This window comes from uncultured Aquimarina sp. (genome assembly GCF_947495315.1).
Classification (GTDB): Bacteria; Bacteroidota; Bacteroidia; order Flavobacteriales; family Flavobacteriaceae; genus Aquimarina.
On record NZ_CANLYD010000017.1, the window covers coordinates 110,700 to 129,609 of the forward strand.

General features: G+C 33.4%; 18 protein-coding genes. 14 read left to right on the forward strand and 4 right to left on the reverse strand.

Annotation, left to right across the window (positions count from 1 at the left end; all coding sequences use genetic code 11):
- Positions 1-24 precede the first annotated feature (24 nt).
- The 8 genes from Q0910_RS23675 to Q0910_RS23710 all read left to right on the forward strand — a co-directional run bounded on the left by Q0910_RS23675 (position 25) and on the right by Q0910_RS23710 (position 7,679).
- Positions 25-843, forward strand: a complete 819-nt coding sequence (locus tag Q0910_RS23675; RefSeq protein WP_299222284.1) for a peptidoglycan-binding protein — start codon at positions 25-27, stop codon at positions 841-843.
- 349 nt (positions 844-1,192) lie between these two features.
- Entirely contained in the window at positions 1,193-2,410 is a 1,218-nt protein-coding gene (locus Q0910_RS23680; RefSeq protein WP_299222286.1) for an Nramp family divalent metal transporter, read from the forward strand.
- Between the two features lie 27 nt (positions 2,411-2,437).
- On the forward strand, positions 2,438-3,169 hold the full coding sequence (gene pxpA, locus Q0910_RS23685) for a 5-oxoprolinase subunit PxpA (RefSeq protein WP_299222288.1): 732 nt from the start codon (positions 2,438-2,440) through the stop codon (positions 3,167-3,169).
- Positions 3,166-3,900 (forward strand): 5-oxoprolinase subunit PxpB, encoded by a 735-nt coding sequence (pxpB, locus tag Q0910_RS23690; protein WP_299222290.1) that lies wholly within the window; start codon positions 3,166-3,168, stop codon positions 3,898-3,900. Before pxpA ends, pxpB begins: the two co-directional genes overlap by 4 nt.
- Positions 3,897-4,751 (forward strand): biotin-dependent carboxyltransferase family protein, encoded by an 855-nt coding sequence (locus Q0910_RS23695; RefSeq protein WP_299222292.1) that lies wholly within the window; start codon positions 3,897-3,899, stop codon positions 4,749-4,751. Before pxpB ends, Q0910_RS23695 begins: the two co-directional genes overlap by 4 nt.
- Positions 4,752-5,142: 391 nt before the next feature.
- Positions 5,143-5,544, forward strand: coding sequence for a hypothetical protein (locus Q0910_RS23700; protein ID WP_299222293.1), 402 nt, complete (start codon positions 5,143-5,145; stop codon positions 5,542-5,544).
- A gap of 724 nt (positions 5,545-6,268) precedes the next feature.
- Positions 6,269-7,006 carry an ATP-binding protein gene (locus Q0910_RS23705; protein ID WP_299222295.1) on the forward strand — a complete coding sequence of 246 codons (738 nt, stop codon included), beginning with the start codon at positions 6,269-6,271 and terminating at the stop codon, positions 7,004-7,006.
- A gap of 16 nt (positions 7,007-7,022) precedes the next feature.
- A complete protein-coding gene (locus tag Q0910_RS23710; protein ID WP_299222297.1) occupies positions 7,023-7,679 on the forward strand; it encodes a response regulator transcription factor in 657 nt (218 codons plus the stop codon).
- Between the two features lie 135 nt (positions 7,680-7,814).
- On the opposite strand, the gene Q0910_RS23715 is transcribed toward Q0910_RS23710, so the two are convergent.
- The 4 genes from Q0910_RS23715 to gwsG all read right to left on the reverse strand — a co-directional run bounded on the left by Q0910_RS23715 (position 7,815) and on the right by gwsG (position 10,323).
- Positions 7,815-8,036 carry a hypothetical protein gene (locus Q0910_RS23715; protein ID WP_299222299.1) on the reverse strand — a complete coding sequence of 74 codons (222 nt, stop codon included), beginning with the start codon at positions 8,034-8,036 and terminating at the stop codon, positions 7,815-7,817.
- A 65-nt stretch (positions 8,037-8,101) separates the two neighbouring features.
- Positions 8,102-9,130 (reverse strand): grasp-with-spasm system SPASM domain peptide maturase, encoded by a 1,029-nt coding sequence (gene gwsS, locus Q0910_RS23720; RefSeq protein ID WP_299222301.1) that lies wholly within the window; start codon positions 9,128-9,130, stop codon positions 8,102-8,104.
- Positions 9,120-9,317 carry a hypothetical protein gene (locus tag Q0910_RS23725; RefSeq protein ID WP_299222302.1) on the reverse strand — a complete coding sequence of 66 codons (198 nt, stop codon included), beginning with the start codon at positions 9,315-9,317 and terminating at the stop codon, positions 9,120-9,122. Before Q0910_RS23725 ends, gwsS begins: the two co-directional genes overlap by 11 nt.
- On the reverse strand, positions 9,301-10,323 hold the full coding sequence (gene gwsG / locus Q0910_RS23730; RefSeq protein WP_299222304.1) for a grasp-with-spasm system ATP-grasp peptide maturase: 1,023 nt from the start codon (positions 10,321-10,323) through the stop codon (positions 9,301-9,303). The genes Q0910_RS23725 and gwsG overlap by 17 nt, the downstream gene beginning before the upstream one ends.
- A 751-nt stretch (positions 10,324-11,074) precedes the next feature.
- Between gwsG and ilvD the strand changes: the two genes are divergently transcribed.
- The 6 genes from ilvD to ilvA all read left to right on the forward strand — a co-directional run bounded on the left by ilvD (position 11,075) and on the right by ilvA (position 18,895).
- A complete protein-coding gene (gene ilvD / locus Q0910_RS23735; RefSeq protein ID WP_299222305.1) occupies positions 11,075-12,751 on the forward strand; it encodes a dihydroxy-acid dehydratase in 1,677 nt (558 codons plus the stop codon).
- A 109-nt stretch (positions 12,752-12,860) separates the two neighbouring features.
- Entirely contained in the window at positions 12,861-14,594 is a 1,734-nt protein-coding gene (gene ilvB, locus Q0910_RS23740; protein ID WP_299222306.1) for a biosynthetic-type acetolactate synthase large subunit, read from the forward strand.
- 51 nt (positions 14,595-14,645) lie between these two features.
- The gene (gene ilvN / locus Q0910_RS23745) at positions 14,646-15,179 is read left to right on the forward strand and encodes an acetolactate synthase small subunit (RefSeq protein WP_299222308.1); all 534 of its coding nucleotides are present in this window, start codon (positions 14,646-14,648) and stop codon (positions 15,177-15,179) included.
- A 246-nt stretch (positions 15,180-15,425) separates the two neighbouring features.
- Positions 15,426-16,901 carry a ketol-acid reductoisomerase gene (gene ilvC / locus Q0910_RS23750; RefSeq protein WP_299222310.1) on the forward strand — a complete coding sequence of 492 codons (1,476 nt, stop codon included), beginning with the start codon at positions 15,426-15,428 and terminating at the stop codon, positions 16,899-16,901.
- A 141-nt stretch (positions 16,902-17,042) separates the two neighbouring features.
- Entirely contained in the window at positions 17,043-17,621 is a 579-nt protein-coding gene (locus Q0910_RS23755) for a class I SAM-dependent methyltransferase (protein WP_299222312.1), read from the forward strand.
- Positions 17,622-17,629: 8 nt separating this feature from the next.
- The gene (gene ilvA, locus Q0910_RS23760) at positions 17,630-18,895 is read left to right on the forward strand and encodes a threonine ammonia-lyase (protein ID WP_299222313.1); all 1,266 of its coding nucleotides are present in this window, start codon (positions 17,630-17,632) and stop codon (positions 18,893-18,895) included.
- Positions 18,896-18,910: the final 15 nt, after the last annotated feature.

Genomic DNA, 18,910 nt, shown 5'->3' on the forward strand with positions numbered 1-18,910 from the left:
ATTTAGGTTCTAAATCAGAATGGGATGAAAAAAACAGCATATCAGAAAGAACTTGTTATTAAAGCCACTCAAAAAAGAAGAGGAACGAATAATAACAAAAAGGATGTTATGAAAATTCAATCTTGGTTAACGCTATTTTCTATGCAGAATCCTAGTAGCGGAACTGCAACCGGTATTGATGGAGATTTTGGTCCGGCTACAGAGAGAGCTGTAAAAAACTTTCAGGGATTTAATAACCTAACAAAAACAGGAACTGTTGATCAACAGCTATTTGATATATTATCATCCAATCTAAAAGAAGCTTTTGAAAAACCATTAGTCAATAATAATTTAAGAGATTTGATGGTGGAAGTTGCAGAAAATCATTTAAAACAACATCCCTTTGAGTTGGAAATACAAGGACAATCTAATAGCGGTCCTTGGGTACGAAGCTATATGGATGGTCATGATGGATCACCTTGGTTCTGGTGTATGGGCTTTGCACAAGCAGTACTTGATCAGGCTTCGAGTGCTTTGGGTAAAAACTTTAAAACCTTAATGCCATTAACTTACAGTTGCGATACCGTTGGTAATACGGGTTTAGAAAAAGGTTTATTATCCAGGTACCAAAAAATTAGAATAGATCCAACTTTAATAAAACAAGGTGATATTTTTCTAATTCAGAAATCGCGTCTGGATTGGACACATACCGGTATAATAACAGCGGTTGAAGGAGATGTAATAGAAACGATAGAAGGGAATACCAATCATCTAGGTTCTAGAAATGGGGTAGCCGTTATGAAAAGAACCAGAAGCTTTAGAAGATCCAAGATAGATGTGTTTTCTATTGAATCTTTAGTATAAAAAGAATAATGATAGTTAAAGGATGTTTATATCATTTATAAAAACATCATAAAATAGCATGAAGTACAATTTACCTGCCTTAAAACAAGTGCTGCTAAGTATAAAGAAATTCAACTTTATACACTGCTAGATGGTATTAAAAATGAATACCCGAAAGAAGTAAAATGGTAACGATATAAGAGTTTATAAACTATTTTATCATCTTATCAACAATTCCATGTATATCCATAGAGAAATCAATACTTTAGAATGGATCTTGTTTAATCTCCCAAGATTTTTTTATTAAAAAGGTTGTATTAACGCCTTTTTCGATCCATAGTTTTGATACTAATATTATTTTACTCTTTGGATGAAAAATATTTTTAAGATAGGCCCGGGAACATTAGTTACTGCAGCCTTTATTGGTCCTGGGACAGTTACCGTCTGTACATTGGCAGGAGTTCAATTTGGATATTCACTTCTTTGGGCTTTGGCACTATCCATAGTGGCCTGTATTGTTTTACAGGAAATGGCAGCACGCTTGGGAATAGTGACACAAAAAGGATTAAGTGAAGTATTAAAATCTCAATTTGACAATAAAATAGTAAGATGGGTACTGATAGTATTGATATTGTCCGCTATTTTTATAGGAAATGCTGCATACGAAGCAGGTAATATTAGTGGAGGAGTATTAGGATTGTCTACCATTTTAGGGTCACCAATAGTGAAGATAGGTGCTATTTCGGTTAATTACATGAGCCTTACTATTGGAGTAATAGCCTTTGTGCTACTGTATATTGGAAATTATAAAGTCTTAGAACGCAGTTTAATAGTACTCGTATTATTCATGAGTATCGCGTTTATCGTAACGGCAATTGTTACCAAACCGGATCTTTCTCCGCTTTTTAAAGGTTTTGTGCCTGATCTGTCAGCTGATAAAATACTTACAATTGTTGGGTTGATAGGAACCACAGTGGTACCTTATAATCTTTTTCTTCACGCATCTATCGTAAGTGAAAAATGGAAATCTAAAGAAGATCTACCGGAAGCAAGAAAAGATACTATTGTAGCCATAGTATTAGGTGGATTGGTTTCTATGGCAATAATAATTGCTGGAGCTGCCATACAGCAAACAGAAGTTAATAATGCAGCTGATCTGGCAAAAGGACTTGAACCGGTTTTTGGATCAATGGCAAAATATGTATTGTCATTGGGATTATTTGCAGCCGGAATCACTTCTGCAATCACAGCACCTTTGGCAGCTGCCTATGTAGTAAAAGGATGTCTGGGTTGGAACGATGGGTTGAAGAGTACATCATTTAGATCTGTATGGATGTTCATACTTTTTTTAGGTGTCTTGTTTTCATCTTTAGGAATAAAATCAATAGTAATTATTCGATTTGCACAAATAGCCAATGGGCTTCTTTTACCCATCATTGCAATCTTCCTTTTATGGGTTATGAATCGGAAAAATATTTTGGGGAATTTTACTAATTCTTTAAAGCAAAATGTACTTGGTTTTTTGATAGTGCTTATTACTTGTTTTTTAGGATTTAGAGGTGTGTGGAAAGTAATTGAAAATTTGTAAGAAAAATCTTTATTAAAAGTAGGAGTTTTGAAAAGGATACTATTAAATTCTGATGTAGGAGAAGAGGCTGGTTTTGATGAGCAAATCATGCCGTATATTTCATGGTGTAATATCGCTTGTGGAGTTCATGCAGGCAATGATCAAGTGATTAGAGAAACGATTGATTTAGCGTTGAAACATCAAGTAGAAATCGGAGCACATCCTTCATATCCTGATCGTGAAAATTTCGGAAGAGTGGTTATGGATATTTCATATGATCATCTCGTCTTGACTTTGACGGATCAAATCCAAAAAGTAAAATCTCTTACAGAAGAAGCTGGTGGTCAACTGCATCATGTAAAAGCACATGGGGCTTTGTATAATGAAGCTATGAAAAATAAACAAGTAGCAAAAGCAATACTTCAATCTGTAATAAATATCGATAAAAGTTTATCAATAATAACTCCAAAAGATTCATTAATTTCTTATATTTGTGAAGGAGATATGGAGCTAAAACATGAGGTTTTTGCAGACCGGAATTATAATAATGATTTGACCTTGGTTTCACGTTCAAAGGAAGAGGCAGTATTAACGGATCCGAAAAAAGTTTTCGATCATGTCTGGAGAATGGTTTCTGATGGAAAAGTGAAAACAATAAAAGGAGAGGAGATACAAGTTTTTTTTGATACGATTTGTGTGCATGGCGATAACCCAAAATCAGTTCAAATTTTGGAGAATATATATAGTGAGTTTTTAAGACTAAATTTTATGATGAAATGAAGAATTTAGAAACTCAATTTCAATACAAACCCTTCAACGAGAATGCAATTTTGATTCAAGGACCGTCTATAATTGATGAAATTCTATTAGAATCGTTACTTTTTTACAAAAAATCCATTGAAAAATTTTATGATAAACTAATTGTTGAAGTAATTCTATCATATAACTCGCTATTAATTTATTACGAATCTACTATAGAAGATGTCTATGGTGAGATTTTAACATTAAAATCACTGTTTTATAATGATGCTAAAGTTTTAACTAGAAAAAAACGTTTGTGGAAAATACCGGTTTGTTATTCTAATGCTCTCGCTCCAGAACTCCCTTCTTTTGCTGCGAAAAAATCTATGAATATTGATGAAGTGATTTCATTACACACTATTCCGTTATATATTGTTTATTTTATCGGTTTTCTTCCTGGGTTTTTGTACCTAGGTGGATTGGATGATAAGTTGGTTACTCCTAGGAAATCTACCCCAAGCTTAAAGTTGGAAAAAGGATCTGTTGCTATAGGTGGAAATCAAACAGGGATTTACCCATGTGATAGTCCTGGAGGTTGGCATGTAATTGGTAAGACACCCATTGATTTTTTTGACCTTAATGCAGAAGAACCTTGCTTTGCCTTATCCGGAGATAAAGTTCAGTTTATATCGATTAAAGAAAATGAATATAACGACATAAGTAATTTACTTAAAATAGGTGATTATATACTTGAAAGCGATATTTTATGATAGGTAGTTTAGAAGTAATTTCTTCAGGTTTATATACTACCATTCAAGATGGTGGTCGTCAGGGTTTTTCTGAATTTGGAGTTCCAAGAAGTGGGGTGATGGATCGCCAATCCTTTTTTTTAGCAAATGCAATTTTGAATAATGATGAAAATTGTGCTGTTATAGAATGGACGATGATACCTCCAGTTTTGAAATTTTATGAAAACACAATTATTTCAATTACCGGTGCAGTTTGTATTCCGTTTTTGAATAACGAAGAAAAGAAAATGAATTGTCAATTGCAGATCAAAAAAGGTGATGTTTTAAAGCTTAAAAATATCACAAATGGAGTATGTGGTTTTGTAGGAATAAAATTTGGATTTCAATCCGAAGTAGTATTAAAAAGTAGATCTCAATATAAAATGATTACTGCTTCATCTAGACTTCAAAAAAATGATGTCATTCCCTATAAAAAGAGGGTTGATTTTTCGACAAGATATACTTCGGTTAATCAGTCTGTTTTTTGGAATAAATCTAAAGTGATTCATGCTTTCGAAGGACCGGATTTTGATCTCTTATCAGAAAGACAGCAGAGTGATTTATTGCATATGGATTTTACAATTTCTAGGGATCGAAATCGCATGGCAATTCCTTTGGATGAGTTGTTAGAAAATGATTTGGATTCCATGTTAACATCTCCAGTTTTACCAGGTACTGTTCAGTTGACTCCATCGGGTCAATTGATTATCTTGATGAGGGATTGTCAAACTACTGGAGGATATCCAAGAGTGTTGCAATTGACTAAAGATGCTATAAATAGTATAGCTCAAAAAAGGATGGGAGAGCAAATAAAGTTTGAACTAAATGTTTAATAATGATAGTTTCTTTATATTTCTTATGGTAATCGTAATTTTTAATTTTCTTTGTGAATGTTTTGCAATATTAGAAGCTTTTTTTTAAATAGACCTATGTTGTTTTTAAGAAGTATGTTAGTTTGCGTTTTTAGTTGTACTCGGCGTTTTCATAAGGATGGAGAGTGGTAAGTAATTTATAAGGGGGTGAATCCACCCTTTTTCATAAGGGGGAAAACCCCCTAGTTGTGTTTTTTTGTAAATTTATAAAATGTGCTTAAGTATTTGATTTTAAGATATTTAATTATGTGGTTTTACCGTAAATAGATTAAGGAAAAGGGTTGGGATATTTGTGTAAAACATTGTTTTTTGGATATATTAGCAACTGTTAACCCAAAAAATATTTAATGTTATGGCAAAAAAAATACAAAAACCCGAAAAGTGTATTACTGAAAATGAAGCAAGAGAGCTTCACGATAACTGGTGTAAGAAAAGAGGAAAACGACTTCAGAAGAAACTTGGATTCGAAGATGCTCGTGAGTTTCATTGGTCGGTAGCTGAATTAGAAGAGTATTTGGCTTATGTAAAGCAAGAGTCAGAAGAACAAGGGATTAAAGATCCGGGTATCAGAGTTTATTTAGGTGCCTATCCAAAATCTAAATGTAAAATGGGTAAAGGAATGTCTACCTTGTTTTTCTCTGCTACAGGTTCACGTCCAGGTGCATCTGGTAAAGATGGAAGTATTCAAGAGAATAATTATGATATTCCTGCTTTTAATCTTGGTTCTGCAGGAGATCCTCCTAATAATTATTAATGAGTACAGGTCAATTAATTATAATACACTTAATTGAATTGCTTGCGGCAATTGTTGGTGTGAGATTTATTCAAAAATACCGAGAAGATAAAGTTTCTCGGTATTTTGTTTGGTTTTTGTGGTTTGTTGTTGTTATTGAAACATTTGGTTTAGTGCCTAGACTGATTAAAGGGCTAGACTCTCTCTCTTTTTTAAAAAACACTTTTTTTGCAGAAGATAATTATTGGTTATACAATCCTTATTTGATAATTAGTTTTGTTTTTTACATATTTTTCTTTAGTAGTCAAATTAGGTTAAAAAGGAATAAAATTATTTTAAAGTTACTCGCTATACTATTTTTTATAAGTTCTGTAGTCAATCTTGTATTTACAGAAGTTTTTTTTGAAGCTATTTCTGCATATACCTTTATACTGGGAGGTGTGATTATTTTTATTGGTATTTTTCTTTATTTTTATGAAGTATTTCAAAGCGATAACATTTTATATTTCAATAAATTGTTTCCTTTTTATGTTGCTGTAGGAACACTGGTTTTTCATCTTACCGTTACGCCTCTTTTAATTTATAGTAAATATTATAGTGAATCTTCTAACCCGGAATTTGTAAAAATTTACACGACTATATTGACTATAGCTAATATTTTTCTGTATACTTGTTATACAATTGGTTTTGTTGTATGCTCGAAAAAGAACAAATCTTATTAATTGTTTATTTTACCGTTATTATTTTGTTTTTTATAATATTTGGTATTATATTTTTTGTTGCTTTTCAGCGACGTAAAAACAAGTTGCTTCTCGACCGATTCAAAGCTGAACAGCGGTTTGAAGAAGAACTACAAAACTCCAAACTAGAAATCCAGGAACAAACCCTTAAAAATGTAAGCTGGGAATTACACGATAATATCGGTCAATTACTATCTACTGCAGTGATGCAAATCAATATTTTAAGCACAAATCTAGAACCAAAAATTAAAGAATCTGTACAAGATATAAGAGGTTTGGTAGGTGATAGTCTACAGGAAATAAGAAACTTATCTAAGACCCTCAATCATGAGGTAATCCAGAATATTGGTTTAGAGAAATCCATACAAGTAGAATTAGATCGTTTTAAAAAACTCAATTTTCTTACACCTGAGTTTATAGTAACCGGAGAAGAATTGGTTATCAATCCCAAAGATGAAATTATTATATATCGTATTATTCAGGAGTTTTTCTCTAATACCATAAAACACGCAGAAGCATCGCATCTATTGGTAAAACTAAAGTATACACCAGATGATCTTACAATCGTCGTTCAGGATGATGGTATAGGGTATGATATGGAATCCGTACAGGCTAATTCTGGTTTGTTAAATATGAAAAGTAGAGCAGCTTTGATTAACGCAAATTTAGATTGTGTATCCGAACTGGGTAAAGGAGTATTGCTTACCTTGCAGTATCCATTTAAATATGAAGATAAGATATAATGAAATTTAAATCAAAATGAAGAAAAAAACTGTTGTTATTGTAGATGATCATCTTCTCTTTGCGCAATCTTTAGAAAGTCTTATCACAAATCTAGAAGGCTATGAGGTATTAGCAATCCTTAAGAACGGGAAAGAGCTTACACAATACTATTTACATAAAAGGAAAAAACCCGAGCTAGTTTTGCTAGATGTAAAAATGCCGGTGATGGATGGTATCCAGACCATGCAATGGTTAAAAGAAAATCAACCGGAACAGAAGGTGTTGGCGTTGACCATGGAAGATGATGAAGAAACCATTATAAAAATGCTTAGAGCAGGTGCTAGAGGGTATTTGTTAAAGGATATTCATCCCGAGAATTTTGAGTTTGCTATGAAAATGGTTATAGAGCAAGGGTTTTATTATTCCAGTAAAATAGAGACTGCTCTAAAATATTCTGAAAAACCAGATGCTGATGTTAGTCAGAATCTTACGGATAAATTAACAGATAGAGAATGGACATTTCTAAAATATGCTTGTTCGGAGCTTACATATAAAAGCATCGCTGGCGAAATGAACCTAAGTCCGAAGACTATCGAGAACTATAGGGAATCTGTTTTTAAAAAGTTACAGGTAAAAACTCGTGTTGGTCTTGTGATCTATTGTATGAAGAATAATCTATTTAAGCTGGATTGAAAACTTTTTAACTATTTTATCAATGAAAAAAAGATTCTACTAGAACTGAAGAATCTTTTTTTTAATGTTACTAAATTAATGCGTATCAGAATCAGAATTTAAGTCAGTTGTTAAAACTGACTTAAATTCTTTTTACTAAGCAACATCGCAATCTAATGTATTAGGAGCACACCAAGCAGTTGTAACACCCTCGAGACAATCACATATTGTGTGACTGTTACCAGCACCTCCTCGATCTCCACCAATAACGCCGCGAGCACAAGCATAATCTATAGATTTACCTTTAAGACTTGTTAAAGTTGCAATTTTTTGCTTATTAAATTTTAATGATAAAGAATCTACTTTCTTTTTTTTCATGATATAAATTTTAATTATTATTATTAAAAGTAAAAAAAAATCTTGTTTTAGAGTGTGAATTCACATTAAATATTAACAGATGGTTCCCAAGTATTTTTATATGGATTATAGGTACACGTATTTATTTTATAGTAATTTTTACCTTTTTTTTCTATATCAGAATTACTCAAACACATATATCTAAATTGACAATCTTTGCATTTTTCTATAAGATCATTTTTTAAATAGTATTTTTCTTTAAATTCTTCTTTTTGAATGATGTCTGCAATCAAATTGTCTTTTATATTTCCATAAGCAGTTTCATGGGATACATAGTTTTTTATACTTCCTTCATGGTCAATACATACTTTTCTGTATAGTCCTGCATTATAATTTACGGATTCCAAAAACATTTCCCGCGATACCGTAAAAAGATTTTTAGAATATACTTCTTTCGAACTATATAAAAGCTTTTGATTTGTGTACTTGATAATACGAGAAGAATTTTTTAATACACTAACTTTTTTGCTTTTTTCCGCTCCGTATACTGTTATTAAAATTCTTGGAAAATCAACTAGAATGTTTTTTAAGACTTCGTGACTTAGTTTTAAAAAAGCAGGTAGGTATAATTCTATTATTCTAATAGAGCTTTTACTTAATACCTTTAATGTCTCTATAACTCTAGCGACTTCTATTTTATCGTAAATACGGATTTGTAATAGTTGACAATCCAATGCGTCTAATTGCTGAAAGACATTTGTTAAATCATATTTAGAATCTTTATTTATAACAACAATAGATGAAATTACCTTATGTGGCGAATCAAAATGTAATGGTAGTTTTTGAAAAGGTGATGGGTTTGATGTGTAAAAACCATAATGATTATTAACCAAGTATTGAAAATATTGGTTAATTCCTTCGTCATAATCATTATTAAACAAACTCTTTACTTCCTCAATAGTATATTTGAAATGATCAGTAACTAAAATATCATATAGCTCATTTGGAATTTCTAAATATTCACCTTTGTCCAAATCCATTATCAGACTACTTACATATCCTTTTACAGGAATGCAGGTAGAAAACAAAATAAAATGGTCTTCTTTATTCTTCATAAAACATGTTAGAATTATCTTTATAAAAATCCATAATCATACCTTTACCATAATATCTATCCATTTCTAATTTGAAGTCTTCTCTAGGTATTTCCTTCTTTTTGGTACTTGTTATATAATATAGGTCGAAAGGAATTGCTTCGTTTTCAGGAATTTTTACCTGAGTGCTATTATTTTTTGCTTTCATTTTTAATTAAATATTCTGCGATTTTTTTATGTATTCCATAGTTACAATATAAAGATACATCTCCATATTGCCCTACAGGATTGATTTCTAAAAAGTAATATTCATTATCTATTGATTTTATAAAATCAATTACTCCAAAATTTAGTTCTAAATGATTCATTAGTTTTAAAATGCCAGCTTCAATTTCGGAATCTAGTTTATAAGGCATATATCGAGTAAAATGATTTGCCTTCCTATTCCTCATATCTATTTTAGTGTCCTCATTAATCTGCGTAAATACAGACGCGGAGTAGAATTCATTATTAAAAAAAACAGTTCTAATTTCGTATTTTTTGTCTATGTACTCTTGAAATAGTGAAGGTGCAAATTTACTAGGAGTGTTATCTAAACTCTCTAACAAATTAGTAATTTGATAAAAATGAAGATATTCTTCATCGTTAAGATAATGCTTATGATCTATAATAATTTCTTCAATGGATTTGGTAATTATTCTATGATTATTGTTTTCGAAAAATAGGTTTAAATCATCTTTGGAATTTGTTATTAAAGTGCTAGGGATTGTTAGTCCAAATTTTTGGGCTAATTCAAGAACAATAGGTTTGTTAAGCGAAATAGTTTTAAAAGAACCTAAATGATTATTGGATTCTAATTTATTACCTAAGTAATCCCAGAAAATAGTATTTCTCTGTTTGATGGCATAACTAAAAAGATTTTTTGGATAAGTACTTTCATATTTAAAATCGCCTGTAAACGGTATTGATACTTTATTGGGCCTTCGAAACCAAACAGGAAAAAGGTCGATATGGTTAAGATTTTTATCTTTTACTTTTATAGAGTTCTTCTTGTCAATTCCTCCTAAAGATATTGTGATTTTTTTATCATCAAATGTGAAATCATCCTTTAAGTTTAATCCAGTGTATTTATTATAATCTGCATCATAGAAAGATAACCAATCAAATACTCTGTTAGTAGGGAAATCTATTTCCTGAGAAAATATTAAAGGCATATTTACTTATTTTTATAAAAAGATTGGCGGTATTATGTTTTTCAATATGTTTGTTTTCAAATCTAGTGGATTTCTGATGAACTTAAAAACAATATAATATGAATGAAGAACATAATTTTTTTTAAATCTTTAAACAAGTGTTTTTTAACTCCTCTCCTTTGAAGGAGAGGCCGGGTGGGGATGTTTTCTGAAAAAAATGTTTTTCAAAAATATATTTCTTTATATTTACTGCATAAATGGAAAATAGCAATAACAATATTATTAATATTATTAGTAACGTCGTGATTATTTCACTGCGATGAAAGGGATATGCATAATATAAAATATATTAAAATCCCTTTACAAACGTAAAGGGATTTTTTTTGAAACATATCTAAAATGAAGTTATATAAAACAATTATTGTCAATGTCATTAGTATTGTGGTGATTATTTCATCAGGATAATGGGGATATTGGTAGTATGTTGAAACAAAAATCCCTTCAATTCCAGAAGGGATTTTTTTATTGGAATCTTTAATAAAATAAAAAATTAACAAATAGTGATTGTAAATAAAATGAGTATAAGTAATTGTAAATCAATAGTTAAGGTGTGTTTGGTAGTGGTTGGATGTTGTAAGCTTATTGAATAAAAATCAACAGTTTAGTCATTACGAAATAGTTTTATACTGTAGTTTATTTGATTAGTCATGGATTTATCAAAAAAACGGTTAAAATTTTAAGAAATTAATAAAAAAATTCACATTCAAAAGGAATGAGCATTAATAAATATAGCAAACAAGTAACACAAGACGATACGCAACCTGCAGCGCAAGCAATGCTTCATGCGATTGGTTTAACAGACGAAGACTTTAAGAAGCCACTAGTGGGTATTGCAAGTACAGGTTATGAAGGAAATCCTTGTAACATGCATCTTAATGATTTAGCAAAGCTGGTAAAACAAGGGACGCAAGAAGAGAATGTAGTAGGATTGATATTTAATACGATTGGTGTTAGCGATGGTATTTCTATGGGAACACCAGGAATGCGTTTCTCATTACCATCTAGAGATGTAATTGCGGATTCTATGGAGACTGTGGTTCAGGCCATGTCATATGACGGAATGGTAACCGTAGTGGGTTGTGATAAAAATATGCCTGGAGCTTTAATGGCAATGTTGCGATTAAATCGTCCATCGATTTTAGTATATGGAGGTACGATTGCCTCTGGATTACATGCAGGAAAGAAATTGGATGTGGTTTCAGCTTTTGAAGCTTGGGGAGAAAAAGTAGCAGGAACGATTACTCAGAACGAATATAAGAGTGTAATAGAAAAAGCATGTCCGGGAGCAGGAGCTTGTGGAGGTATGTATACAGCAAATACGATGGCTTCTGCAATTGAAGCTTTAGGAATGTCTTTACCGTATAACTCATCAAATCCCGCGATTAGTAATAATAAAGAAGAAGAGAGTATTGCAGCAGGCCGTGCGATGCGAACACTTTTAGAAAAAGATATCAAGCCATTAGATATTGTTACCAAAAAATCTTTAGAAAATGCCATTCGATTGGTTACCGTACTAGGAGGTTCTACCAATGCGGTATTACACTTTTTAGCGATTGCCAGAGCCGCGGATGTAGAGTTTACACTAGCAGATTTTCAAAGAATAAGTGATGAAACTCCATTTTTAGCAGATCTGAAGCCAAGTGGAAAATATTTGATGGAAGATGTACACGAAGTTGGAGGAATTCCAGCGGTACTTAAATACTTATTAAAGAAAGGATTATTACATGGAGATTGTCTGACCGTTACCGGAAAAACACTAGCAGAAAATCTGTTGGATGTTCCTGACCTTACAGAAGGACAAGATGTAATCAAACCTATAGAAACACCTATAAAACCTACTGGACACCTTAGAATAATGTTTGGAAACCTAGCAGAAGAAGGTTGTGTAGCAAAAATCACAGGTAAAGAAGGACTTCGTTTTCAAGGAAAAGCAATAGTATTTGATAGTGAATATGATGCAAATGATGGAATAAGGGATGGTAAAGTAGAAAAAGGGAATGTAGTCGTCATTAGGTACGAAGGTCCAAAAGGAGGTCCTGGAATGCCAGAAATGTTAAAACCAACAGCGGCAATCATGGGAGCGGGCCTTGGTAAAGAGGTTGCACTAATTACTGACGGTAGATTCTCTGGAGGAACTCATGGGTTTGTGGTAGGACATATCACTCCAGAAGCACAAGAAGGAGGTTTGATAGCATTGGTAGAAGATGGAGACATCATTACTATTGATGCCGAAACAAATTCTATTACGGTTGCGATAGAGGAAGAAGAAATTAAAAAAAGAAAAGCTTCTTGGGTCCAACCACCGTTGAAATTCAGTAAAGGAGTTTTATATAAATATGCAAACACCGTTTCATCTGCATCTCAAGGATGTGTAACAGATGAATTTTAATAAGAACTTCAATATACGAAGTATTTGAAGTCAATAATTTGTCATTCCGGTGAAGACAGGATTCTAAAAACATTCCGGTATAAACTGGAGTATAAAAAAATATAGCGTAATGGAAACACAAACGCAAACAATAGAAAAAGAAACTAAAGAAACTACTGGTCATATGACAGGAGCAGAAGCTGTAATACATTGCCTGTTAGCAGAAGGTGTGGATCTCATTTATGGGTATCCTGGTGGAGCAATTATGCCGGTCTATGATGAACTTTATAAGTTTCAGGATAAATTACAGCATATACTTACTAGACATGAACAAGGAGCGACGCACGCTGCACAAGGATACGCCAGAACAAGTGGCAAAGTCGGTGTAGCAATCGCAACATCCGGACCCGGAGCGACTAATTTCGTGACAGGAATAGCGGATGCCCAGATCGATTCTACACCTATGGTATGTATCACAGGGCAAGTAGGTTCTCATTTGTTAGGGTCTGATGCTTTTCAGGAAACAGATATTATAGGAATTTCTACACCAATCACTAAATGGAATCATCAAGTAACCAAAGCTGAAGATATTCCCTCTGTGTTGGCCAAAGCATTTTATATAGCACGTTCTGGTCGTCCCGGTCCTGTTTTAATCGATATAACAAAAGATGCTCAGTTTGGTGAGCTTGATTTTAAATACGCAAAATGTAAGGGAGTAAGAAGCTATAAACCAGTTCCTGAAACCGATCCTAAAACATTACAGCAAGCTGCTAGTTTGATTAATAAGGCAAAAAAGCCAATGATTGTTTTTGGTCAAGGAGTTATTCTTGGCGAAGCGGAGGAAGAATTAAAGAACTTTATCGAAAAAACCAGAATTCCATCAGCCTGGACAATTTTAGGATTATCAGCCTTGCCAACTGCCCACCCACTTAATGTGGGTATGGTGGGAATGCATGGTAATTATGGACCTAATAAACTTACCAATGAATGCGACCTCTTGTTAGCGATAGGGATGCGTTTCGATGATCGTGTTACTGGTAATTTAGAAACGTATGCAAAACAGGCTAAAGTAATTCATTTTGAAATTGACCCTGCAGAAGTGAATAAGAATGTAAAGGCGGATGTAGCGGTTATGGGTGATGTAAAAAATACGCTGGCAGAAATACTTTCCAAGGTTGAGTCTAATAATCACGACGCTTGGTTACAGCAGTTTAAAGATTTTGATGTTATAGAATATGATAAGGTGATCAAAGAAGAGTTATATCCTTCTAAAGAAGGCCTTTCTATGGGAGAAGTACTTAGAGGTATTAATGAGGAAACAAAAGGAGATGCTGTTATTGTTTCTGATGTAGGACAGCACCAAATGATCGCCTGTAGGTATGCAGAGTTTATAAAATCTAAAAGTAACGTGACTTCTGGAGGTTTAGGAACCATGGGATTTGCATTACCTGCTGCCATTGGAGCGAAAATGGGAGCTCCAGAGAGAGAAGTTGTAGCTATTATTGGCGATGGTGGATATCAAATGACGATACAAGAACTGGGAACTATTTTTCAGACTAGAGTTCCTGTGAAGATTGTAGTGCTGAATAATGATTTCTTAGGAATGGTACGTCAGTGGCAACAATTGTTTTTTGATAAGCGATATGCATCTACAGAAATGGTGAATCCGGATTTTGTAATGATTGCAAAAGGATATCATATAGAAGCCAAAAAAGTAACAAAAAGAGAAGAATTACAAACCGCAATCAAAGAGATGATAGCTTCAAAAGAACCATATTTTTTAGAAGTATGTGTAGAAAAAGAAAATAATGTATTTCCGATGATACCAACAGGAGCATCGGTTTCGGATATAAGATTAGAGTAATAAGAAGGTTGTCATTCTGGCGTAGGCTAGAATCTATAAAACGATATAAAAATGGAGAGAGAATGTTATACCATATCAGTATATACTGAAAATAATATAGGATTGTTGAATAGAATATCAGCAATCTTCCTGAAACGTCATATTAATTTAGATAGTATGACAGCATCGGTTTCAGAAATTAAAGATGTTTTTCGATTTACTATTGTAGTAAAAATAACCGAAGAGCAGGTTAAGAAATTAGTTGGTCAAATAGAAAAACAAATCGAGGTTATTAAAGCTTTTTATCATAAAGATGATGAAACGATTTATCAGGAAACTGCCTTGTTTAAAGTAGCATCAAAACTTCTGTTTGAAGAAAGACAAATACAAAATGTTATAAAAGAAAGTAATTCAAACATCGTCACGGTAACACCAGAGTTTTTTGTTTTGGAAAAAACAGGAAGACGAAAAGAGGTGGAAGAGTTGTATGATAAGTTAGAACCATATGGTTTAATGCAATTTGTACGTTCCGGAAGAATTGCTGTTACAAAAGAAAAGATGCATATATCAAAAATAATAGAAAGTTTTGGAGTAGATACTGTGTAAGGGATAGCAACGACATCCTTTTCTACGTCAGTTCGAGTATCTGCCCTAGGCGGATGTATCGAGAACCAGTAGAAAAGATATAGTGAATAGCCCGACCCTGAGATGTCACACTGAGATGTTATACTGAGCTTGTCGAAGTATTGTCGAAGTGTAGTCGAAGGGATACACCAAAGAAAAGCAAACAACTAAAAATCAAAATTAAATAGATTTCCGTGTAAGCGGAAGTAACCACAAATTAAGAAGGAAATGGCAAATTATTTTAATACGCTATCATTAAGAGATCAATTAACACAATTAGGAAAATGTAGATTTATGGACTCCTCTGAGTTTACAGACGGAGTTGAAGTACTTAAAGGAAAAAAAATAGTCATAGTAGGTTGCGGAGCGCAGGGACTGAATCAAGGATTGAATATGAGAGATTCGGGATTGGATATTTCATATACACTTCGTGAAGCTGCTATCAAAGAAAAAAGACAATCATACAAGAACGCTACCGAGAATGGTTTTGCTGTGGGAACTTATGAAGAATTAGTCCCTAATGCAGATGTAGTGATCAATCTTACTCCAGACAAACAACATACTCAGGTAGTAAATACCGTGATGCCTTTAATGAAAAAGGGAGCAACATTATCATATTCGCACGGATTTAATATTGTAGAAGAAGGAATGCAGGTTAGAGAGGATCTTACTGTAATTATGGTAGCACCAAAATGTCCTGGTTCTGAGGTTAGAGAAGAGTATAAAAGAGGGTTTGGAGTACCAACGCTTATAGCAGTGCACCCGGAGAATGATCCTCAAGGTCACGGATTAGCTCAGGCAAAGGCTTATGCAGTAGGAACCGGTGGTGATAGAGCAGGAGTATTAGAGTCTTCTTTCGTTGCAGAAGTGAAATCCGATCTTATGGGTGAGCAAACAATTCTTTGCGGACTTTTACAGACGGGTTCTATTCTTTGTTTTGATAAGATGGTGGAAAAAGGAATTGATGCAGGATACGCTTCTAAATTAATTCAGTACGGATGGGAAACCATTACAGAAGGATTAAAATATGGAGGTATTACAAATATGATGGATAGATTATCAAATCCTTCGAAAATAAAAGCGTTTGAACTTTCTGAAGAGCTAAAAGATATTATGCGTCCATTATTTCAAAAGCATATGGATGACATTATCGGCGGTCATTTTTCTAAAACGATGATGGAAGATTGGGCAAATGATGATAAAAATCTATTGTCTTGGAGAGCGGCAACTGGTGAAACAGCATTTGAGAAAACCCCAGCAGGAGAGGTAGAGATTTCTGAACAGGAATTTTATGATAATGGAGTATTAATGGTCGCTATGGTAAGAGCAGGAGTAGAACTTGCATTTGAAGCAATGACTTCATCCGGTATTATCGAAGAATCGGCATATTATGAGTCTCTGCACGAAACTCCACTTATTGCCAATACGATTGCACGTAAGAAGTTATTCGAGATGAACAGAGTAATTTCGGATACTGCAGAGTATGGATGCTATTTGTTTGATCATGCTTGTAAACCTTTATTAGGTGATTTCATGAAAAAGATCGATACGGATGTGATTGGTAAAGCTTATGATGAGGGTAAAAGTAATGGAGTTGATAATGCAAAGTTAATTGAAGTAAATGCAGCTTTGAGAAATCACCCTATAGAAGTAGTAGGAGCAAGATTAAGAGCTTCTATGACGGCTATGAAGCCAATAGTGTAATTTAATAATTTATTTGTCTAGCTGGGTCTGTCGAAGTTTTTGAGATGTGTATTGTGTAATCTTTGATGGACTCAGACTAGAGAAATTGTTGATCACTTTTTTATATGCTATTTGTGGTGATTGTTTTAAAAGTCATATGAAATGAATGATATTATTGTGGCTCATAAACCGGCCATTCATAATTTAATAGAAGAAAAGTCTCGTGAGATTGGTTTCACTATGTCGTCCGATCTTTATGTTGGGGCTTTGCTAAAAACATTAATATCTTCAAAACCTAAATCTAATATATTAGAATTAGGAACTGGTATAGGTTTATCATTGTCCTGGATGATTGACGGAATGGACTCAGAATCAACACTGATAACAATAGATAATGATCCAGCCTTAATAAGCATTGCTCAAGATTTTTTTGGTAATGATCGTAGAGTTTCCATTGTTTGTGAAGATGGAACAAAATGGTTGCGAGCATATAAAGGAAAGAAATTTGATTTGGTTTTTGCTGATGCGTGGCCAGGTAAATATAGTGAGATAGATGAAGTACTGGAATTGATCAGAATTGGTGGTTTTTATGTGGTTGACGACATGAATACTCAGGAAAATTGGCCCGATGGACATCAGAAAAATGTAGATCAATTAATAGGATACTTAGAAGGAAGAGAAGATATTTTTTTGACTAAAATGAATTGGTCTACTGGAGTAATTATAGCAGTAAAAAAGTAATAAGAAAGATGAATACAGAAGTAACTACATATTTTCCGGAATTAGAAAATATACAAAAGGCAGCCTCTACGATAAAAGAGGTGTCTATGGTTACTCCTTTAATGAATAGTATTCGTTATTCTAGAATGTACGATGCTAATGTGCTATTGAAAAGAGAAGACCTTCAGCGAGTTAGATCATACAAAATAAGAGGTGCTTTTAATAAGATTAGTTCTCTCACTAAAGAGCAATTGGCTAAAGGTGTTGTATGTGCCAGTGCAGGAAATCATGCACAAGGCGTAGCTTTTGCTTGCCATCATTTAGGAATACAGGGTACTATTTACATGCCATCTGTAACACCAAAACAAAAGGTAGAACAGACACAAATGTTTGGTGGAGAATATGTGAAAATTGTTCTGGAAGGAGATACCTTTGATGATGCATCCAGAGCGGCAAAAGAATTATGCATTAAAGAAGAAAAAACCTTTGTGCATCCGTTTGATGACCCTAAAACCATAGAAGGACAAGGAACGATAGGATTGGAAGTTTTTAAGCAAACTGATGATCCGATTGATTACATTTTTGTAGCTATTGGAGGAGGAGGTCTCGCTTCGGGATTATGTGGAGCAATGAAAGCACTATCTCCCAAAACTAAAATCATTGGCGTAGAACCCAAAGGAGCGCCTTCTATGTTGACTTCAATTCAGCGAAATAAAAATACAGAGATTTTTGATATCGATAAGTTTATTGATGGAGCGGCGGTGCAAAAAGTTGGAGATTTAAACTTTGATATTTGTAAATCTCATTTGTCTGATATGATCACAGTACCGGAAGGATTGGTGTGTCAAACTATTTTAGATTTGTATAATAGAGACGCTATTGTGGTCGAACCAGCAGGAGCATTGACACTGGCAGCGTTAGCGTTCTATAAAGATAAAATAAAAGGTAAAAATGTGGTTTGTATTGTTAGTGGAAGCAATAATGATATCACTCGTACTGCGGAAATTAAAGAACGAGCATTGCTATTTGCAGATCTGAAGCATTATTTTATCGTTCGTTTTCCACAAAGAGCGGGAGCTCTGAAACAGTTTGTAGGAGAAATTTTAGGCCCAAATGACGATATTACACATTTTGAGTATTCTAAAAAATCAAGCAGAGAAAATGGTCCTGCTGTTGTTGGTATAGAACTTAAAGATAAAAATGACCTACAGCCACTTATTTCTAGAATGAAGAAACATAACTTCTTTGGAGATTATCTTAATGATAAACCTGATTTATTTCAGTTTTTGGTGTAAACCGGTCTTCGGCTT